Source organism: Nodosilinea sp. FACHB-131, from assembly GCF_014695395.1.
Classification (GTDB): domain Bacteria; phylum Cyanobacteriota; class Cyanobacteriia; order Phormidesmidales; family Phormidesmidaceae; genus Nodosilinea.
In genome coordinates this window covers 158,798-178,070 of the sequence record NZ_JACJOF010000033.1, presented here as the reverse complement: position 1 = coordinate 178,070, position 19,273 = coordinate 158,798, and the positions used below count along the sequence as shown (strand labels likewise).

General features: G+C 58.1%; 19 protein-coding genes. 12 read left to right on the top strand and 7 right to left on the bottom strand.

Going from position 1 to position 19,273, the window contains the following annotated elements:
• Positions 1 to 158 precede the first annotated feature (158 nt).
• Complete coding sequence (locus H6F75_RS22850) at positions 159 to 1,259, bottom strand: ArsA family ATPase (RefSeq protein WP_190754816.1); 1,101 nt, start codon at positions 1,257 to 1,259, stop codon at positions 159 to 161.
• A 299-nt stretch (positions 1,260 to 1,558) separates the two neighbouring features.
• Entirely contained in the window at positions 1,559 to 1,759 is a 201-nt protein-coding gene (locus H6F75_RS22845) for a DUF2862 domain-containing protein (RefSeq protein WP_190696832.1), read from the bottom strand.
• 139 nt (positions 1,760 to 1,898) lie between these two features.
• Here H6F75_RS22845 and hisF point away from each other — a divergent pair, with 139 nt between their 5' ends.
• Positions 1,899 to 2,669 (top strand): imidazole glycerol phosphate synthase subunit HisF, encoded by a 771-nt coding sequence (gene hisF, locus H6F75_RS22840; protein ID WP_190754814.1) that lies wholly within the window; start codon positions 1,899 to 1,901, stop codon positions 2,667 to 2,669.
• Between the two features lie 136 nt (positions 2,670 to 2,805).
• Entirely contained in the window at positions 2,806 to 3,105 is a 300-nt protein-coding gene (locus H6F75_RS22835; RefSeq protein ID WP_190754812.1) for a hypothetical protein, read from the top strand.
• A 207-nt stretch (positions 3,106 to 3,312) separates the two neighbouring features.
• On the opposite strand, the gene H6F75_RS22830 is transcribed toward H6F75_RS22835, so the two are convergent.
• Positions 3,313 to 4,056, bottom strand: coding sequence for a peptidoglycan-binding protein (locus H6F75_RS22830; protein WP_190754810.1), 744 nt, complete (start codon positions 4,054 to 4,056; stop codon positions 3,313 to 3,315).
• Between the two features lie 155 nt (positions 4,057 to 4,211).
• Here H6F75_RS22830 and H6F75_RS22825 point away from each other — a divergent pair, with 155 nt between their 5' ends.
• From H6F75_RS22825 to H6F75_RS22805, 5 genes are all read left to right on the top strand, one after another.
• Positions 4,212 to 4,970 carry a hypothetical protein gene (locus H6F75_RS22825; protein WP_190754808.1) on the top strand — a complete coding sequence of 253 codons (759 nt, stop codon included), beginning with the start codon at positions 4,212 to 4,214 and terminating at the stop codon, positions 4,968 to 4,970.
• A gap of 148 nt (positions 4,971 to 5,118) precedes the next feature.
• Complete coding sequence (locus tag H6F75_RS22820; protein WP_242020294.1) at positions 5,119 to 7,647, top strand: HDIG domain-containing metalloprotein; 2,529 nt, start codon at positions 5,119 to 5,121, stop codon at positions 7,645 to 7,647.
• 221 nt (positions 7,648 to 7,868) lie between these two features.
• Positions 7,869 to 8,831, top strand: a complete 963-nt coding sequence (locus tag H6F75_RS22815; RefSeq protein ID WP_190754806.1) for an ABC transporter permease — start codon at positions 7,869 to 7,871, stop codon at positions 8,829 to 8,831.
• On the top strand, positions 8,821 to 9,732 hold the full coding sequence (locus H6F75_RS22810) for an ABC transporter permease (protein ID WP_190754804.1): 912 nt from the start codon (positions 8,821 to 8,823) through the stop codon (positions 9,730 to 9,732). Before H6F75_RS22815 ends, H6F75_RS22810 begins: the two co-directional genes overlap by 11 nt.
• Before the next feature lie 4 nt (positions 9,733 to 9,736).
• Positions 9,737 to 10,528 carry a polysaccharide deacetylase family protein gene (locus H6F75_RS22805; RefSeq protein WP_190754802.1) on the top strand — a complete coding sequence of 264 codons (792 nt, stop codon included), beginning with the start codon at positions 9,737 to 9,739 and terminating at the stop codon, positions 10,526 to 10,528.
• Here H6F75_RS22805 and H6F75_RS22800 read toward each other — a convergent pair.
• Both H6F75_RS22800 and H6F75_RS22795 read right to left on the bottom strand, forming a co-directional pair.
• Positions 10,449 to 11,282, bottom strand: a complete 834-nt coding sequence (locus H6F75_RS22800; protein ID WP_190754800.1) for a Cof-type HAD-IIB family hydrolase — start codon at positions 11,280 to 11,282, stop codon at positions 10,449 to 10,451. The genes H6F75_RS22805 and H6F75_RS22800 overlap by 80 nt on opposite strands.
• Before the next feature lie 278 nt (positions 11,283 to 11,560).
• A complete protein-coding gene (locus tag H6F75_RS22795; protein ID WP_190754798.1) occupies positions 11,561 to 12,439 on the bottom strand; it encodes an IS982 family transposase in 879 nt (292 codons plus the stop codon).
• An 82-nt stretch (positions 12,440 to 12,521) separates the two neighbouring features.
• On the opposite strand from H6F75_RS22795, the gene H6F75_RS22790 reads away from it, so the two are divergent.
• Positions 12,522 to 12,812, top strand: coding sequence for a DUF4440 domain-containing protein (locus H6F75_RS22790; RefSeq protein WP_190754797.1), 291 nt, complete (start codon positions 12,522 to 12,524; stop codon positions 12,810 to 12,812).
• A 250-nt stretch (positions 12,813 to 13,062) separates the two neighbouring features.
• On the opposite strand, the gene H6F75_RS22785 is transcribed toward H6F75_RS22790, so the two are convergent.
• Positions 13,063 to 13,704 carry a TenA family protein gene (locus H6F75_RS22785; protein ID WP_190754795.1) on the bottom strand — a complete coding sequence of 214 codons (642 nt, stop codon included), beginning with the start codon at positions 13,702 to 13,704 and terminating at the stop codon, positions 13,063 to 13,065.
• A 117-nt stretch (positions 13,705 to 13,821) separates the two neighbouring features.
• A complete protein-coding gene (locus H6F75_RS22780) occupies positions 13,822 to 14,595 on the bottom strand; it encodes an HAD-IA family hydrolase (protein WP_190754793.1) in 774 nt (257 codons plus the stop codon).
• A gap of 289 nt (positions 14,596 to 14,884) precedes the next feature.
• Here H6F75_RS22780 and H6F75_RS22775 point away from each other — a divergent pair, with 289 nt between their 5' ends.
• From H6F75_RS22775 to H6F75_RS22760, 4 genes are all read left to right on the top strand, one after another.
• Positions 14,885 to 15,880: a cysteine synthase A gene (locus tag H6F75_RS22775; RefSeq protein WP_190754791.1), complete on the top strand. Its 996-nt coding sequence runs from the start codon at positions 14,885 to 14,887 to the stop codon at positions 15,878 to 15,880.
• A gap of 209 nt (positions 15,881 to 16,089) precedes the next feature.
• Positions 16,090 to 16,671: a signal peptidase I gene (gene lepB, locus H6F75_RS22770; RefSeq protein ID WP_199304086.1), complete on the top strand. Its 582-nt coding sequence runs from the start codon at positions 16,090 to 16,092 to the stop codon at positions 16,669 to 16,671.
• Positions 16,672 to 16,924: 253 nt separating this feature from the next.
• A complete protein-coding gene (gene metG, locus H6F75_RS22765) occupies positions 16,925 to 18,532 on the top strand; it encodes a methionine--tRNA ligase (protein ID WP_190754787.1) in 1,608 nt (535 codons plus the stop codon).
• 65 nt (positions 18,533 to 18,597) lie between these two features.
• The gene (locus tag H6F75_RS22760) at positions 18,598 to 19,263 is read left to right on the top strand and encodes an NYN domain-containing protein (RefSeq protein ID WP_190754785.1); all 666 of its coding nucleotides are present in this window, start codon (positions 18,598 to 18,600) and stop codon (positions 19,261 to 19,263) included.
• Positions 19,264 to 19,273 lie beyond the last annotated feature (10 nt).

Below are 19,273 nucleotides of genomic sequence, written 5' to 3'. Positions count from 1 at the left end.
TCGCCCAGCCTTCCCTGGGGGAATCGCGATCACTACTCACGGTGCCACATTTTCCGGGTCAGAATCAAACCCCAATCGAAGTGGGGAAGATTTTCCTGCCAACCCGTGACATTGAGCCGTCATCAGCGATTCCCCTCTAAGGAGGCCGTGCGATCGCTTTAGCTGAAGGAAATTACCAGGTGCTGATCTTGAAACTTGGCTCCGGCTACCGCTTTGCCCTGCAGCCCTGGAGGCAGCAGCAGGTTGCGCCGCTGATCGCCCGCTTCAATCGTGACCTCGGGGCCATACTGCGTGAGCTTGACCTGAGTTTTGTCAAAGCTGGGTAAGAAGAGCCGCACGGTCTTAGCCGCCGCATCTATGCTAACCGGGCGAGGAGCTGCCGTCGCCCACTGGGCCGGGTCGGGCAGGGCGGCGATCGCGCTTTCCCAGCCCTGCTCTACTACCGAGGGCAGCGCCACCTGGGGCAGGGGAGCAAAGGCTGTCGCCTGCTCATCGTCTAGGGAGCCCCCATTCACCACCACGCCGCCTACGGTGAGGCCAATCTGCTGAGCGCTGCCCCACAGGTAGCGGGCCGTCGCCACCGACCCAGGGGTAGGCGTTGTGACTAAGAACGCGGCCATGCGGCTGGGGTCGGTGACTGCCTGGCGACCTTCCTCAAGCTGCGATCGCACCTGTCCGGTGGGCTGGTCGAGCACATCCCCTGACCAGTCGACCGCTAGCACCGCTGCGGCCATGGGCTGCAGAAAGGGCGACAACACCCGCCCCACATCGGACTGTTGAAACACGCCGCGAAACCGCCGCAGGTACCAATCTAAAATTTCGGGCATGCCCAGCATGCGCAGGGTCGCCAGGGCATCGCTGCCGTCGTAGATGATCACGTCGTAGCGATCGCTGGCGTTGAGCTGCCGTAGAGTGTTGAGAGCCAGGGCGCTGTCCATGCCCGGCATCACCCCCAGCTCTTGACCATAGACCGCCTTAAGAAAGGGCGTTCGCAGATACTGAGATTCCAGGGCTTTAACCTCATCCCAGCTTTGCTCCAGCAGCGCTGCGCTTTGAAACTGCATGACCCACAGATTGGGCTCTAGCTCCCCAGGCTCAACGGTCAGGGGCTGACCCAGCAGCAGCGCTGGAGCCGGCGTCACATCTTGAATGGCCAGCAGCACCCGCTGCCCGGCCCGTGCCCGCTGTTTTGCGGCGGCGATCGCTACAGTCGTACTGCCGCTGCCGCCCTTACCCAGATAGGTGAGAATTAATGCCATAGAAAAATGGGGCCTTTGCGTTAGTCAGGTCGTCGCTGCTCCCATGCTTTTGCCAAGGATGCACTAGAGCGGAGCTGCCCTGCATCCTAGACTAAGGGAATCAATACCGATCATCTCGGGGCCTGATGGCGCTGAAATCTTTCTAAAAGAGGAGATCGGCTCCAGGTTTTCCCTCTACTTCGCTTTCAAAACCCTAAATTTAAGAAGCCTATCGCCGCCTGCCCCCTCAATCAGAGAGGGCAAACGACATGATTCAGGGAGCCTAGCCGCTGTAAAAACCGCCTCAGTGCAACCGCCCGCTACTGAATTGCAGACAGCTCATCTTCAAAGAACCAGGTGGTGTAGTTGTCTTCAAACTCGACTACGACGCCAACGTCGCTGCCGTCCACCATTTTGAACTGGCTCACGACACCGCGCTTGCCGAGGTAAGCCGCTACATTCTTAGAAACCCGATCGCGAAGACGGGATACTTTCACCTTCTGGCCAATCTCTAAAGCCATGTCTACTAAGGGCTCCAACTGCGTTTCCAACGATAAACCAAGAGACAGTGTATCAGCGTCTTGGCCCCTGATGATCGTCATAATCCTCTATTGTGGAACCGGGGAAGGGGTTTAGTTGCCGTTGGGCAAGGAGAACGCAATGCTGGCCAAACGAATTGTGCCCTGTCTCGATGTAAAAGCCGGCCGGGTGGTGAAGGGGGTCAATTTTGTCGACCTGCGCGACGCGGGCGATCCGGTGGAACTCGCTCAGGCCTATAACCAGGCAGGAGCCGATGAACTGGTGTTTCTTGACATTACCGCCACCCACGAAGACCGCGACATCATCTACGACGTGGTGTACCGCACGGCGGAGCAGGTGTTCATTCCCCTCACGGTGGGGGGAGGCGTACAATCCTTAGAGACCATTAAAAAATTGTTACGGGCCGGAGCTGACAAGGTCAGCATTAACTCAGCGGCGGTGAAGCGGCCTGAGCTGATAAAGGCGGCCAGCGATCGCTTCGGCGCTCAGTGCATTGTGGTGGCGATCGACGCCCGTCGCCGCCCCGACCCTGGCAATCCAGGTTGGGATGTCTACGTGCGCGGCGGTCGCGAGAATACGGGGCTTGACGCTCTAGCTTGGGCCGAGGAAGTCGTTAACCAAGGAGCGGGCGAGCTGCTGGTCACCAGCATGGACGCCGATGGTACCCAGGCAGGCTACGACCTCGACCTCACCCGCGCTATTGCCGACCGAGTACCAGTGCCGGTGATTGCCTCCGGCGGGGCCGGCAACTGCGACCACATCCACCAGGCCCTCACCGAGGGAAAAGCCGAGGCGGCCCTACTGGCCTCGCTGCTACACTACGGGCAGCTAACGGTGCAGCAGGTGAAGGAGCATTTGCGCGATCGCCAGGTACCTGTGCGCTTGACCTAGTCTGGCCCCTCTGCTGGACAAACCTAAAGACATTCTGTGGATGCCACGCCAGTTTTATGAATGCCTGTTACGATGTGTAACATATAGACTCAGTCATTAATCTGACTATTCATATCGTTACAACAGTCATTGTTCCATGCTGCTGCTTATCCTGACTATTGTTATTGCCCTGGTGGCTTGGGCGCTCCGCCTAATGGAGCAGGCTGTCAAAGGTCAGGAATTTTCCCTGATGTTGGCGGGTTTTTTGGTGGCATCCTCTGCTGCTGCCCTAATGGGGGTTTACTTTCTCATGGGTAACTACATGATCTATATGGATCATGCTGGCCAGCAGATGTCCATTATGGAAGCTTCAGATATCCCCTATTTCACCTATGCCAGCGCTACCCTGCCTGAGTTAGCCAATGGTTTAAACGACTGGTTTGTTCAGCCAGACTAAGATTGCGCCTGCCAGAACTATGCTTAAGCCGCCTAGGAATTTACATCTTCGGCGGCTTTTTAGTGGCTGTTTGCGGCAGACAACCATTAGATGCAGCGGTTTTAGCACTGACCCATCGTGGTTTGGTGAAAAAAATAGAACTACTGCCCGCCACCTTGAAACTGCTGTGGCAGATTCTGGCCCGACTTTAAACTCGACAGCATTCTTCTAGTTGAGCGCTCGCCATGTGGCTGGGCCAACAATGCCGTCTACAGTTAGGTCATTGGCAGCTTGAGCAGCCCGCACGGCAGCCTCAGTTTGGCTGCCGAATACTCCATCGACGGCACCGCTGTAAAATTTCTTAGTGCGCAGGCGCTGCTGGAGCTGCCGCACGGCGTCTCCCTCCATGCCGGGGCGCAGCACGGGGAGAGCGGCTGGAGTACCGCTGCTAGGGGTTGCGGGCGTAGTCGTAGCTGGGGGCGTAGCCGCTGGGGGAGTAGTCGCTGGGGGAGTTGTACCGCTGGGGGTCGTAGTCGAGGGAGTGGTCGCTGGTGGGGTTGTACCGCTAGGGGCCGCAGCTGTCGGTGGGTTGGCCTCTCCTGGCGGAGTCGGGAACAGGCGGCTCCAGGTGGCAGGACCAACAATGCCATCGGCGGTAACGCCCGCAGCGGTTTGAAACCGGCGGGCGGCGGTGGCGGTGTCTTCTTGGTAGACACCAGTCACCGGACCGGGATAGTAGCCCAGCAGCATCAGCATAGACTGTAGTTCTCGTACTGACTCCCCTTGGCTACCCAACTGAAGAGTAGGCCTCACAATGCGACCGCCACTCACCGTGGGTGTAGCGGGTTGGCTAGCAGGGGGCTTCTCCTCCGTCGGGGTTTGAGCCCAGGTGACGGAAGTGGTCAGGCTCAGGCTCAAGGCGATCGCAGCGACTGCTCCCCAGACGCGCTGGCTGGCCCCCCCTGGAGTCATCCGTTGTATAAAAGGGGAGACGCAGAACATAGACTTGGCTCCAGGCAGGGTAACAGAACGCAAGAGAACCCCAAGGGCTTGACAGCAAGCATTATAGGATTGCTGTCAGCAAATAGACTACTACACCCCTTAAAATTCAACAGGGTCTTTATTGGATGGTTCAAATCGGTTCACAGCACGATCGCCTGGTAGCGGCTCTAGAAGCTGTAGTGATTAGCGATCGCAGCGCTGTCCGTCCCAGGGTTACCGAAGACCTGGGGTGGCAGGAGGGTCTCCTGCAAGCGGCTGCCGCTTGCGCCAGGGGAGAGCGACTGCTGTCACCGCGCTGGCAAGCCCATTTTCAATCGCTGTCCAGCGCGGCGGCGGCGATTAACGCCCTGCCCTATCTGTGGGTAATGGCCGATGTCCATGGCCACCACCGAAAAGCTGTGCACTGCTGGATAGAAGAGTCGGAGCTGTCCCCGGCGGCGGCGGTGGCCTGCGAGCAGATGTTTGCCGTCCTGTGTCAGCAGATGGGAGCCACCCACAGCCTCAGTGCTCTAGCCCGCGTCCTGCCCGGTGACGCAGGCCCGGTGGCGCAGGCCCTTAGCCTAGTGGTGCAGAGCCAGGGGCAGTTTGCGGTGGCTTTAGGCCTGGCTCGTCATCGAGAGTGGTCGGCAGAGGCGATTCCCCTCCGGGGAGGCTGCGCCATCGCCCTAGTGGGGTTGCTAGCGGGGCTGGCTAGCGGCCGCGCTGGGCTTGGTGCCGCACTTCGTCAGCGCTGGCTACTTGACTACCACCCCGCCCCGCCCGACCCCTGGCGGGGGGTAGACGCCGATGCCTTAGCAGCCCTGGCGGCAACGCTGCATCGCCGTTGGGCGGGAATAGCGCCCTCCACTCCATCCTCTACTTTGCCCCCGGGGTTGAGGGGCTGACTCGACGGGCGCGGGCGCTGGACCACAGCCGCCGCCTATAATAGCTTTTGAGAGGTCTTGGTTGAGCTCAAAGCCCTGACGGCTGCGGAGAAGCGGTGCTCTCACAGCTTTAGTCTGGGGTTCCCCAGCCTCTGCCCGCCCCCTTTAAATGTCTCAATTTATGAAGGCAATTCAGGACATTGTGGCTGCGGTCGAGCGCTGGTGGGCCCTAGAGCAGCAGGCTATGAAGCCGACTGCACCCCGTTCTACGCTGTCGCCACGATCGCTATCCCTGAATGTGGAGGCGGTGGATACGCAGGCGATCGCTACCTCAGCCCAACGCCGCACGGAAGGTTGGCCTCAGCCCTGTCGCCCGCTCCGGCGGCGCAAAAATATTCGCCATCCCCACTTTGCCTTTGCGATCGCCACGCTAGGGCTGACAGCCATTCTAGGGCAGCGTTTCTACAATCAGCCGGGGTTGCAGGTAGGCAGCATTGCCCCCAGTACCGTGCTGGCTCCAAGCACGGTACGAGTAGAAGATAAAGAAACCACCGAAGCGCGGCGTCGCGATGCCCGCAACGGTGCCCTGCAAGTGCTCCAGGTCGATCCCGCCGTCGATGACGCAGTGCTGCGATCGCTCAACGCTTTGATGGATCAGGTGGGCGATATCCGCCGCCAGGCTGGCGGAGTACCTTTTGTGGCGACTAGCAAACTGTCGACCCAGGTACAGGTTTACCTGCGCCGCTCCGACGATGCCACTTGGCTCAAGCTGCGCAGCCTCATCGACCCCCTGGCCGAAGACAGCGCCAGGGGTGAGCAGCTGCCTTTGGCAACGCTGCTGCGCAACCAAACCATTACCCCCGATCAGCAGACGGCCCTGGGGGAACTGTGGGCATACGGTCAGCGGTCTAGTAGTCAAGAACTGGCGAAACTGCTGACGGCGGTGGAAAAGTCTCGCCAGAGCTATCAAGAGGCGATGGCTAATTTAACGCTGCTGTCCGCCCAAGCCGAGGGCGTTGCCGAGGCTCCTCCCCTGTTCGATCTACCGCTGCAAGACTGGGTCAGTGCTCAAGTCGAGATTCGCAAAGCCGCAGAGCGTATGCTAGCCCAAGGCATTCATGCTGGACTGCCGCCCGAGATGCTCGACCGGGCGGCCTACCTTCAGCTCAAAGACACCCTGCCCCACCCAATTGAGCCCCTGGCTCGCCAGCTCTTGCTCTCGACCCTAGAGCCAAACCTGGTCGAAGATAGCGATCGCACTCGACAGCTGGCCGACATGGCCGCAGAGGCCGTGAAGCCGGTGATTATAGAGGCGCAGCAGGGTGAGCTCATTGTCTCGGCTGGAGAACCCATCAGCCAGGAACAGTTTGTGCTGCTCGACAGCTTTAATCTCAGCCAGCGCCGCTTCAACTACTGGGGGCTGGCTATGTTTGGCGGGCTAGTGGCAGGTGGGGTGGGTCTGTTTTTGCTGGTTGAGCACTGGGTACCCCAGCGGCTGCGCCAAAAAGACTATCTGCTGCTGTCGGCAATGGTGGTCAGCACCGGGGTGATGCAAATCTTTGGAGTAGCGGCCTACGGCTTACCGGCTATCGGTCTTTTGGCGGGCAGCTTCTACGGCCCGGTGCTGGGCGGCACGCTGGTGGTGCTGGTGGCGGTGCTGCTGCCGGTGGGTTCGGCCGTGAGCAGCATTTCGTTGATGGCGGGGGCGGCGGGGGCTCTGGTGTGCAGTCTGCTAGCCAGCCGCATGCGATCGCGCGAAGAGCTGGCCCTACTGGGCGGCGGTGTCGGTCTCACCCAGGGGGTGGTTTACCTGCTGCTGACCCTGGTGGTCAGCCCAGTGTCTCTGATTTCTGCCTGGTCGGGAATGCTGACTGGGGCTGCTCTCCAGGGCATCTACGGGGTGATCTCTAGCATCGCGGCCCAGGGCCTAAGCCCTTACCTAGAGCACCTGTTTGACCTGGTTACCCCAATTCGTCTGGCCGAGCTGTCGAGCCCCAACCGCCCTATGCTGAAGCGCTTGGCCTCTGAAGCGCCGGGCACCTTTCAGCACACGGTGTTTGTGTCGAGTCTGGCCGAGGCGGCTGCTCGCGCTCTGGGCTGCAACGTTGAGCTGGTGCGGGCTGGTACGCTCTACCACGACATTGGCAAAATGCATGACCCCCAGGGCTTTATCGAAAACCAGATGGGTGGCCCCAACAAGCACGACGAACTCAATGACCCCTGGCTCAGCGCCATCATTATTAAAAAGCACGTTACTGAGGGTATTGTGATGGCCCGCAAATGTCGGTTGCCCAAGGCGGTGCGATCGTTCATCCCCGAGCACCAGGGCACGATGTTGATCAGCTACTTCTACCACCAGGCCCAGGAGATGGCAAAAGCCGACCCCACCCTGACTGTCGAAGAAGCCGACTTTCGCTACGACGGCCCCATTCCCCAATCGCCGGAAACCGGGGTGGTCATGCTGGCCGACTCCTGCGAGGCGGCGCTGCGATCGCTCACCAACGCCACCCCCGACGAGGCCCTGGCCATGGTCAACCGTATTCTGCGCGCCCGCTGGAAAGACAACCAGCTGGTAGAATCGGGCCTCACCCGCGACCACATGACCCTAATTGCCGAGATTTTTGTGCAGGTGTGGCAGCAGTACAACCACAAGCGGATTGCCTACCCGAAGGCAGCGCTGGCGCCGAGGGCGGGGTAGGGGAGTGGGGAAGTGGATGGGTGGGAGAGTGGGAGGGTAGATGGGTGGATGCGTGGGGGGTGCAGGGGTGTAGATGAGCAGTGAGGTGAGCGATGGAAAGGTGAAGAGGCCATAATTCCCGTTCCAATCCCCTATCCCTTTACCCATTAACCCTCCCACCCATCCACCCGCCTACCCATCCACCCGCCTACCCATCCACCCTCCCACCCATCCACCCGCCAATGCTCGGCTACCTGCTCAAACGCCTGCTGATCGCTATTCCCACGCTGCTGGCCATTAGCGCGGTGATCTTTTTCATTCTGGCGATGGCGCCCAGTAATCCCCTGGGAGATCTGGCGACAAATCCGGCGATCACGCCGGAGGTGCGGGAGAATATTATGCGATCGCTTGGCCTTGACCAACCCATACCCATTCGCTATTTGAAATGGACAGTGGCGCTGTTTAGCGGTAATTTGGGCTACTCGTTTACTAGTCGCCTGCCGGTGGCGGAGTTAATCGCCCAGCGGTTGCCGGTCACTCTGTGGGTGATTGGGGTGGCCTACCTGCTGAGCGTGGCCCTGGCGCTGCCCCTAGGGATGGTGGCGGCGTTGCGGCACAATTCCTGGATTGACCGGGCGATTACGACGCTGGCATTTATGGGGTTTTCGACGCCGCCGTTTTTTTCGGGGCTGGTGCTGATCATTGTGCTGAGCGTGCGGCTGGGCTGGCTGCCCTTTATCTACGACAATCAGCTGGTGGTGAGCGATGCCGCGACCCTAGGACGGTGGCTGAAGCAGTCGATCATGCCGATCGCAACTTTGGTGCTGTTTCAAACGGCGGTGCTGCTGCGGTTTGTGCGGGCCGCCATGCTTGAAGAAATTCCGCAGAACTATGTGAAAACGGCGCGGGCGAAGGGCCTGGGCCGCTGGCGTATCGTCACGTTGCACATGCTGCGCAACGCGCTGATTCCGGTGGTGACGCTAGTGGCGCTGGATATTCCGACGATTTTTACGGGGGCGCTGGTGACAGAGCAGGTGTTTCGGGTGCCGGGAATTGGGGCGCTGCTGATCGAGTCGATCTACCGCAGCGATACGCCGGTGGTGATGGGGATTGCGTTTATCTACGCGGTGCTGGTGGTGGCGTTTAACCTGGTGGCTGACTTGCTCTATGGCATTATTGACCCTCGGGTGCGCTATGGCCATTAATACCGACCTTGCGCTTGGGCAAGTCGCGCCAGCGGGGAGCAAAAATCGGGTTTGGGAACGGCTATGGGGCGATCGCACTGCCCAGCTTGCCCTAGTAGTGCTGGGAATATTGATGCTGGCGATCGCCCTTGGCCCTCTCCTCTACTCCGGCTCTCCCAGCACCATTGACTTTGGCCGCGCCTTTTTGCCGCCCGGTATAGGACAGCCCCTGGGCACCAACGATCTGGGCCAAGACCAGCTGGCCCGACTGTTGATTGGCGGCCGCATTTCTCTGGCGGTGGGGCTGGCAGCTACCCTAGTGGGCATTAGTCTGGGGGTAGCTATCGGTGCTTTGGCCGGGTTCTGCGGCGGCTGGGTGGATGTTGTTTTAATGCGCGTTACCGACCTGTTTTTAGCGCTGCCGCAGCTGCCGCTAGTGCTGCTGGTGGTGTATTTACTGGGCGACCCGGTGCGCCGCGCCCTGGGGCCAGAGCGGGGCATTTTTCTGCTGATTGTGCTGCTGATTGGCGGGCTGAGCTGGATGTCGGTGGCGCGGCTGGTGCGGGCCGGGTTCTTAAGTCTCAAGCAGCGCACCTTTGTGCAGGCGGCAGTAGCTCTAGGGGCGCGACCCTGGGGCATTGTCAAAACTCACCTGCTACCCAATATTCTCGGCCCGGTGATTGTGGCGGCGACGATTGGGGTGGGCAATGCCCTCTTGGCGGAGTCTACCCTGAGCTTTCTCGGAGTTGGATTTCCGCCCGATGTGCCTACCTGGGGTCGCATGCTTTACGATGCCCAAAACTACATCGAAAGCGCTCCTTACCTGGTGCTGGCCCCCGGTGTGGCAATTTTTCTCACAGTACTCTGCATTAACACGTTGGGCGATCGCCTCCGCGATAGTCTAGATCCCACCAGCCGCTAACGCTATGGCTCCTCCCCATCACCAACTGCTGACCCAGGTCGCCCGGATGTTTCCGGATGCGCTGTTCTATGCGCCGACCAAGGCTCCCCTGGTGGCGCTGACCATCGATGACGTGCCGACGCCGGGCGATCGCGATGATGCCTCCACCCGGCTGATTCTCAACGCGTTAAATAACTACAACCGCACCGCTGAGCAGCCGGTACATGCCACGTTTTTTGTGATTACCGACCACCTCAACCCCGGCAGCACCATCCTGCAAGACATTCTCGCCAGCGGCCACGAAATCGCTAACCACGGCACCACCGACACCACCCCGGCCATCTTGCAGCCGGCCCAGTTTGCTCGCCACTTTCAAGAGGCCCACGATCGCATTACCGACCTGATTCAGCAGCCCCTGCGCTGGTATCGTCCTGGGCGCGGCCTCTACAACCGGGCCATGGTCGAGCATATCCGGCTCACTCCAGGTTACGAGTCGCTGGTGGCTTTGGCCTCCATGGTTCCCTTCGACACCATGCGGCGGCTGAGTACGCCCAACCTCAACACCTGGTACCTGGCGCAGTTTATTTTTCCGGGAGCAATTTTTGTTATGCACGGCGGCTCGATGGAGCGCTGCGTTCAGACCGCCCACGCCCTGCCCACCCTGCTGGCGCTGATCGATCGCCAGGGCTACCGCGTTGGCACCCTCTCGGAGCTGTACGATAGCCTGGCCAAGGAGTCTACAGCAGAAACTCCCGCAGCGCCGCCGCCACCCCATCCGCCTCAACCCCCGGTGCCACCCAGTCAGCCCCCTGCTTGACCGGCTCTGGGGCGTCGCCCATAGCCACGCCAATGCCCGCGTAGCGCAGCATTTCGAGGTCGTTGTAGTTGTCGCCCACGGTCATCACCTGGTCGGGCTTGAGGCCCAGCAGGTCTTCGGCCAAAAACCGCACCGCCTCGCCCTTATTGGCTTTGGGATGGGTGGCCTCGACAAAATATTCCACCGATCGCGTCAGATATACATCGTCGAGGGGGTAGCGCTGCCCCAGATCGCTGAGGATGTTGCTCAGTAGGTCCAGGTTTTCGCTCAGGGTCAGCAGCTTGGTGGTTTCGATGGCGACGTTGCCTGCCAGTAGAGCGGCTAAGTCCCCTACTGCGATTGGGTTAACGCCCGATCGCACGGCATAGGCCTTGGTGTCTTCAATAATCGCCCGCACGTGGAGCTGGTCATCGATGTAGAGGTGAATCGACAGGTCGTTGTTGGCCTCCATCGGGGCCAGGTAAGCGAGAATTCCGAGGGCCAGCTGTCGGGGCAGCGGCGTGTGGCGGTGCAGTTTCTGCGTGTTGGGGTCTTTGATGAACGCCCCCTGGTAGGCCATCAGCGGCAGGGTCGAGCCCACCACCTGGTAGAACCGCAGGGCCGATTGATACATGCGGCCGGTGGCGATCGCCACCGCAATCCCTCGCTGCTGCACCTCGTGTACCGCCTCCAGCACCGGCTCGCTAATCTCGTTAGACACGCCAGCTAAGGTGCCATCGATATCGAGCACGAGTAGACGAATGTCGGCAGTCATGGGTCAACCAGTAGAGGGTTCCGCGTCTATTATCCCTGGCCAAGGCGATTTCACCACTAGTGAATGGTGCCACAGCTACACTGAATAGCATCATCACAGTCCCAGAAGCCATTGGTGGCGGCATATTAATAGGGCGCTCGGTAATGAGTAGCTAAGTTTAGTCAGGACTGTAGTAGGAAATATGAATTCAGAAATTGAAACTCAAATTCGCGAGTGTGAAACGCGACTTTACACGGCAATGTCAGCCTCCGACGTATCTGAATTAACCTGAGTTCGGGTTAAGCCGATGGAGGAAGGGCGAAGTCAAGATTGAGGGAAGGCTTTTTGGGCTGATGGCAGTAGGCAATCAGCCCACAGATGACATTGACCATGAAGTTGACGGGGCTACGATGCCTGGAGTGCTCAATCTGAGAGATGTTCTTGAGCTGGTCAATAACGGTTTCGACAATAGCTCGTTTGCGGGCCAGTAACTTATCGGTGAGCCGCATCAAGTGGTTTTTCATGTTGCGCCTAGGTTTGGCGAAGAACTCGATGCCATAGGTTGCGAACAGCTGTTGTCTTAGCGCTTTAGAGACATAGCCCCGGTCAGCAAAGACCTTGCCATGGAGGTCTTTGAGCAAGTCTTCCACAGGCTTGCGGTCGTCGGTATTGCCCGGTGTGATCTGAATATCGAGCAACTCACCCTGGTCATTGACCACTAGATGGAGCTTGAATCCAAAGAACCAATCAACCGAGGTCTTGCCCCGCGCCGCCAGGCCTCGAAACACCTTGTGACGTTGAATCCGACGGTTATGGCACACCTTGAGACTGCTGCTATCGATGAAGCTGATGCCGGTACAGGTACCAAAGCAGTGCTTGAGATACACACACAAAGGCAACAGGGCAGACGGAATCCATTCCACAAAGCGGTTGTAGCTGACCAGTCCGGGAAACGCCTCTCGCCAGTGCGCGCAGACATGCTTGCAGTAAAACGCTTTGAAGTTTCGATAGTGCTGCTGGTGGAAGCACACCAAGAGTGTCATGATCTCGCTCAAACTCAGTGACCGCTGGCGCTGACGGTGTTGACTCCCTTCAGTCAGTAACAGGCGGTGCCATTTCGGCTCGAACTGCTGGCAGAAATCATCGATATGACAAAACAGCTCTTCTAGACTGTCCATAGGGGGGCCTGCTGAATCGTTTGGTTGATATCAGCTTACAAAGCCCCTCCTTTCCTTATCCCGAACTCAGGTTGAATTAGATGTGCTCATTGCTGACGATCTGCTTTTCGCTGGGCCAACTGGTGAACTGGCAACCAAAGCGATGGATTTAGACTTGCATCGTACTGGGGGTACTCAGTTTCACGAGTTTGTGCCCAAAGGGCTAGAGATACGAGTTTTGAGCGAACACTTTGTTCTGGCAGCGGCTCACATCTTCTTGAGCGGCACGTATTTAGGAAATGCCTTTGCAGGTGATTACCGCTACATGAGAGTTTGGCGCAGAGGCAAAAGCGGTTGGCAAATTGTTGGTGGCAGCGTTACCGCGATGGTTTGAAGGTCTAAACTTTCTGAAACTTGCCCGGTGGCGAACGTTAGAGTCGTTGAAAGCTATTACTTAAACAGCGATCGCTTGCACACAAAAACCTGGCAACTGGCGGAGACAGTCGACCTAACCATTCTCTACGATGCTGCTTTCTAGCTGTTGCCGAGTTGGAGCCCGCAGAATTTTGAACAGCTAATCAGCCGCTGATCAATAGGCTAAAACCCTTCCTAACCTACGTTTATCTCTTGAGCCACCCTTAAAGTCATTCTTTTGGTTGTAAGCTGCCCATCTGCCAAGCGGCTTCAAAAAAGGCAAGTTCGCACTCCATGGCGTAGCGGTAGGCGGACTGATTGCTGGGGTTATCTGCTGTCTGATCATCAATCAGCGCTTCGAGCTGGGCGGCCAGAGGTTCAAACTGGTCGCTGCTGTAGGTATCGATCCAGGGACTGTAGCGATGGGGCGACGGGTTGAGCTGCGCCAGGGATTGACCCAAAAAGGCATAGAGCCGCATGCAGGGGGCCATCGCTACCGCCGTTGCTCCGGGCGCTTGCCCCCAGGCCGTGCTGAGCAAAAAATCGGTATAGCGACGGGTGGCGGCACCGGGCGCTACCGTAGCCAGATCGACGCCCCATTCCTGAGCGTAGCCGCCGTGCAGATTGAGCTCAGCCAGCACCCCATCGGCCAGCTGGTGAAATACTTGAAAGGTTTCCCAAGTAGGCGCTTTGGCGGCGGCGATGCTGTAGGCGCGGGCAAAGGCTTCGAGAAAAAAGGCGTCTTGCCCCACGTAGTAGGCAAACTTTTCCACGGGCAGACTGCCATCGCCAATGCCCTGGACGAAGGGGTGGTGGAGGCAGGCTTGGGCCAGGTCATCGTTGGCGTGCCAGAGGGCTAGGGAGAGGGACATGGGGAGTAGATGGGTAGATGGGTGGATGGGTAGGGAGATTGCTGAAACACCTAAGGCAGGGGCGCATGGTGTGTGCCCTAGGGGAGACTTGCTAAAGAATTGTGGGTTGCAAAATCCTTACCCCTGGACTGCTGGAGGTGATAACAGCGCCTGGGCCAGATCCAGAGAGAAATAGTAGGCGTTGTTGGCCTTGCCCCAAAGGACTTCAAAGGGGAGGCTGGGTTCGCCCAGATGACTGATAACGAGGCGAGCGCCGGGCAGAGCATAGTTTCGGGTGTAGTCGTTGACGGTAACCACAGTGGGGAGCCTAGCGGCAGTCGCTGCTTCTAAGCCCTGTGGGCTGTCTTCAATCACCAAACAGGTGGCGGGGTTGAGATGCATCGCGTCGATCACCAGATTGTAGATGTCGGGGGCGGGTTTTTTGGCGGGCACCATGTCTCCGGCCGCGATCATCTCAAACCAGCTGGGTGAGTCTGGCCCCAACAGGTGTTCGAGCAAAGGCATGACGCTGTCTTTGGCGCTGGTGGTGGCGATCGCCAGCCGCACTCCCTCCCGCTGTGCCGCCTCAATCAATCGCCGCACCCCTGGCCGCAGCGGAATCACGTGGCTCTCGACCAGCGCCTGAAAGTGCTTAGCCTTGGCTTGGTGTAGGGCCACCACCAGTTCGTCGATATTCTCAGTTTCAAACTTAGGCTGATAGCGCTGAACGTAGTGGCGAATCCGCTCTTTGCCCCCCGCTACCCGCAGCAGCTGCCCGTAGAGACCCACGGGCCAGTGCCAGCGCAGACCAAACTCCTGAAACGCTTGATTAAAGGCGACGCGGTGGCCGTCGCGCTCGGTTTCGGCCAGGGTGCCATCGACATCAAAAATTAGCGCCTCAAGGGTTTTCATCGCGGCACAGAACAGGGGATAAAGATAATAGAGTAAGCGATCGCAACGATAACCCAAATCTATGCTCAGAAAGGCGAAGTCCAGCACGGGAATTTTGCCGGTCAGAAAACTCTACCTATAAGCTGAACTTGTCGACAAAACCCCAAAAACTGCCCAATTCTAGCCGTGAAGCCAGCCGTTTCACCGTAGGATGAAGAGGCGACCTGCGCTGGGGATATAGCCTTAGGCAGGCTCTAGGGTGGGCGATCGCCTGGCCCCGAACAGGCTGTTGTCAACGGTTACGGAAGGCATGGATATCAAACAAGGTTTTGTCGCCACAGTTGGCAACACTCCCCTCATTCGCCTCAACAGCGTCAGTGAGGCCACTGGCTGCGACATTTTGGGCAAAGCAGAGTTTCTCAACCCCGGTGGCTCGGTCAAAGATCGAGCTGCGCTCTACATTGTTGAAGACGCCGAGAGAAAGGGGCTGCTCAAGCCCGGTGGCACCGTAGTTGAGGGTACCGCTGGTAACACTGGCATTGGTATGGCCCACATCTGCAATGCCAAAGGCTACCGCTGCCTGATCGTCATCCCCGATACTCAGTCGCAGGAAAAAATTGACTTACTGCGCACCCTCGGCGCTGAGGTTCGCACCGTACCGGCTGTGCCCTATCGCGACCCCAACAACTATGTGAAGCTCTCAGGTCGCCTAGCGGCAGAGCTTGACAACGCCGTCTGGGCCAACCAGTTCGACAATTTGGCCAATCGCCTGGCTCACTACGAAACCACCGGCCCCGAGATCTGGGCGCAGACCGAGGGCACTGTCGACGGCTGGGTGTCAGCTACGGGTACCGGTGGCACCTACGCCGGCGTAGCCATGTTTCTCAAAGAGAAGAACCCCAGCATTCGCTGCGTGGTAGCTGACCCGATGGGCAGTGGCCTCTACAGCTACGTCAAGACCGGCGAAGTCCACATCGAGGGCAGCTCCATTACCGAGGGCATCGGCAACAGCCGCATCACCGCCAACATGGAGGGGGCGCCCATCGACGACGCCATCCAAATCGAAGACCCCGAGGCGCTGCGCACCATCTACCAACTGCTCTACAACGACGGGCTGTTTATGGGTGGCTCGGTGGGCATCAACGTGGCGGCGGCGGTAAAACTAGCTCAGCAGCTTGGCCCCGGCCACAAAATCGTCACTGTGCTGTGCGATGGCGGCTCCCGCTACCAGTCACGCATCTACAACCGTCCCTGGCTCGAAGAAAAGGGGTTGTGGTCTGAGGATTTAGCTCCCGCTACGCCATAGAGGAGAGTTCTGAAAATAGCTAAATCCGCTGTCTGTTATCTCTGTAACCAACCGTCTACCCGAAGCAGATGGTTGCAAAGTAGATCGACTACACTAGAACAGGCCTAGCGGGTACGTTTGGGGCGACTTTGCCCTAGAAGCTACTGGGGCTAATTTTTCTCTGTATCTTCGGGGACACACCTGTGACCGATCAGTCTAATAAATCTTCGCTGCCGCCCGAGTCCTCCCTAAAGCCAGGTCCGGCTCAAAAGCAGCAGGCACCCCAGCCTAATCCCTGGGTGGAAGGGCTGCAAACCATCGTGTTGAGCGTGTTCTTGGCCCTGGGTATCCGACATTTTGTGGCAGAGGCGCGCTACATTCCCTCAGGCTCAATGGAGCCCACGCTGCAAATTAACGATCGCCTCGTGATCGAAAAGATTAGCTATCACCTCAACCCTCCAGAACATGGGGATGTTGTCGTATTTTGGCCACCTGACAGCCTTACGGTTCCAGGGAAGCGCCGGGACGCGTTTATTAAGCGCATCATTGGTTTGCCGGGCGACGTGGTCGAGGTGCGCGATGGTGAGGTGATTCGCAATGGCGAAGTGCTGACTGAACCCTACATCAAAGCTGCGCCCGACTACCAATGGGGCCCGGAAGAAGTGCCCGAAGCTTCGTACCTGGTGCTAGGCGACAATCGCAACAGCAGCTACGATAGCCACGCCTGGGGCTTTGTGCCCCAAGAAAATATCATTGGCAAAGCAGTAGTGCGATTTTGGCCGCCCGATCGCCTGGGCCTGCTTGACGATTGATTGGCAGTTTTTAGGGTGAGGGGTAGCCAGATGCTTAAAACTTCTGGGGCTTATTCAGGGAACCTTAACATAGCAGTCTAGGATACTAGCTTGGGCTTTTGGGTTTGCAAGGGGCCTCGGTTTAGCTTTTTCCTGGCGCTGCTATCCTTAGTATTTGTCGGGTTTAGTCTACAGCCTTTTGTCTAGAGGCTAGCGTGCCGATTGTTGCAGTTATCTCATGGGCCTCTTAGTGGGCTGATGTTTCAGTTTTTGTATGACTTTTACCCCTGTAGACCAACCGCCCTTTGCCATTACTACGCCGCTGTATTACGTCAATGGCTTACCCCACATCGGCAGCGCCTACACCACCATTGCCGCCGACGTAGTGGCTCGATTCTATCGGCTGATGGGGCATCCGGTGCTAATGATTACCGGCACCGATGAACACGGCCAAAAAATTCAGCGCACCGCCGAAGAGCGCGGGGTCTCCCCCCAGGAGCATTGCGACGAGTTTGTAGCTGGGTTTGAGCGGCTGTGGGGTCTGCTAAATATCGACTGCGATCGCTTCATTCGCACCACTGCCCCTCGTCACAACACCATTGTCAACGAGTTTTTTCAGCGCCTGTGGGATCAGGGAGACATCTATAAGGGTCAGCAGCAGGGCTGGTACTGTGTGTCCTGCGAAGAGTTTAAAGAAGAGCGCGATCTGCTGCCCAACCAGCACTGCGCCATTCACACCAACAAGCCGGTAGAGTGGCGCGATGAGTCAAACTACTTTTTCAAACTATCGAAATATCAAGATCAGCTAGAGCACCTCTATGCTAGTCAGCCCGACTTTATTCAGCCCGAGGCCCGCCGCAACGAGGTGCTGGGCTTTGTGAAACAGGGGCTGCAAGACTTCTCAATTTCGCGCATCAACCTCGACTGGGGTTTTCCGGTGCCGACTGATCCTGACCAAACCCTCTACGTCTGGTTTGACGCATTGCTCGGCTACCTAACGGCTTTGCAAGACCCCAGCGAACCACCGAGCCTGGAGCGGGCAGTGGCCAAGTGGTGGCCCATTAATATCCATCTGACCGGAAAGGATATTCTGCGGTTTCACGCTATCTCCTGGCCAGCCATGCTGATGTCGGCGGGGCTACCGCTGCCAGGGCGGGTATTTAGCCACGGCTTTTTGACCAAAGACGGTCAAAAGATGGGTAAGAGCCAGGGCAACACCCTAGACCCGGTGGCGCTGGTAGAAACCTACGGCCCCGATGCGGTGCGCTACTACTTTCTGCGCGAAATCGAGTTTGGCAAGGACGGCGACTTTAACGAAACCCGCTTCATCAATGTGCTGAATGCTGATCTAGCCAACGATCTGGGCAATCTGCTCAACCGCACTCTGAAGATGGCCGGGCGCTACTGTAATGGCCATGTGCCTGAGGTTGACCCCCAGACCATTGCGGCTGACCATTCCCTGCGGGCGATCGGCACAGCGCTGCCTGAAACCGTCTTTGAGGCCTATACTCACCTGGCCTTTAGCCAGGCCTGCACCGCGATTTTGGCGCTAGTGCAGGCCAGCAACAAGTTCCTGGATGAGCAAGCTCCCTGGAGTCTCTACAAACAGGGCAAGCAGGCCGAAACCGAAGCCGTTTTATACGCCGTCTTGGAGTCGGTGCGGCAGGCCGCCTATCTGCTGTCGCCGGTGATTCCCGGCATTAGCAACCAAATTTATGCTCAGCTGGGCTTTGCCATAGATTTTGACGACAAAGCCATCGGTCAGCAGATTAGCTATGCCGACCATGCCGCCTGGGGTCAACTGCCCCCCGGTCAGCTATTGGGAGAAGCCTCCCCCGTATTTCAGCGCCTGGAGCTGCCTGAACCCGTAAGCAGCCCCTAGCCGAAAACCGCTCCAGCTCGTTTCATGTTTGTTTTTAGCTCGATTTAATACCCTAATAAAAACCCATGTTAGATACTCACAGCCATTCCTTAAACAACCACTCTTTATTGGGCGAAGACGCCGTCTTTACCCCTGAGCAAGTGCTCGACAATCGGGGCCGGGTAGCCATTTTTATTGATGGTTCAAATCTGTTCTACGCCGCTCTGCAGTTGGGCATCGAGATCGACTACACCAAGCTGCTGTGCAAGCTCACGGCTGGCTCGCGGCTGTTTCGCTCGTTTTTCTATACCGGGGTGGACCGCACTAACGAAAAGCAGCAGGGCTTTTTGCTGTGGATGCGGCGCAACGGCTATCGGGTGATTGCCAAAGACCTGGTGCAGCTGCCCGACGGCTCGAAAAAAGCCAATCTCGATGTCGAAATAGCGGTGGATTTGGTGGCCTTGGTCAATTACTACGACACCGCCGTGCTGGTCAGCGGCGATGGCGACTTGGCCTATGCTGCCGATGCCGCTAGCTATCGGGGGGCACGGGTTGAGGTGGTGAGTCTGCGATCGATGACCAGCGACAGCCTGATCAATGTGGCCGATCGCTACATCGACCTCGAAGGGGTCAAAGACGACATTAGAAAAATGCCCCGCACCTCTGCAAGTCACAGCTACACCTACCGCCCCCTATCTAATTTAGCGGCTGCCGACGATGCGGTAGACGACGGCCTGACAATTAGCGAGTAGTGTTTACAGG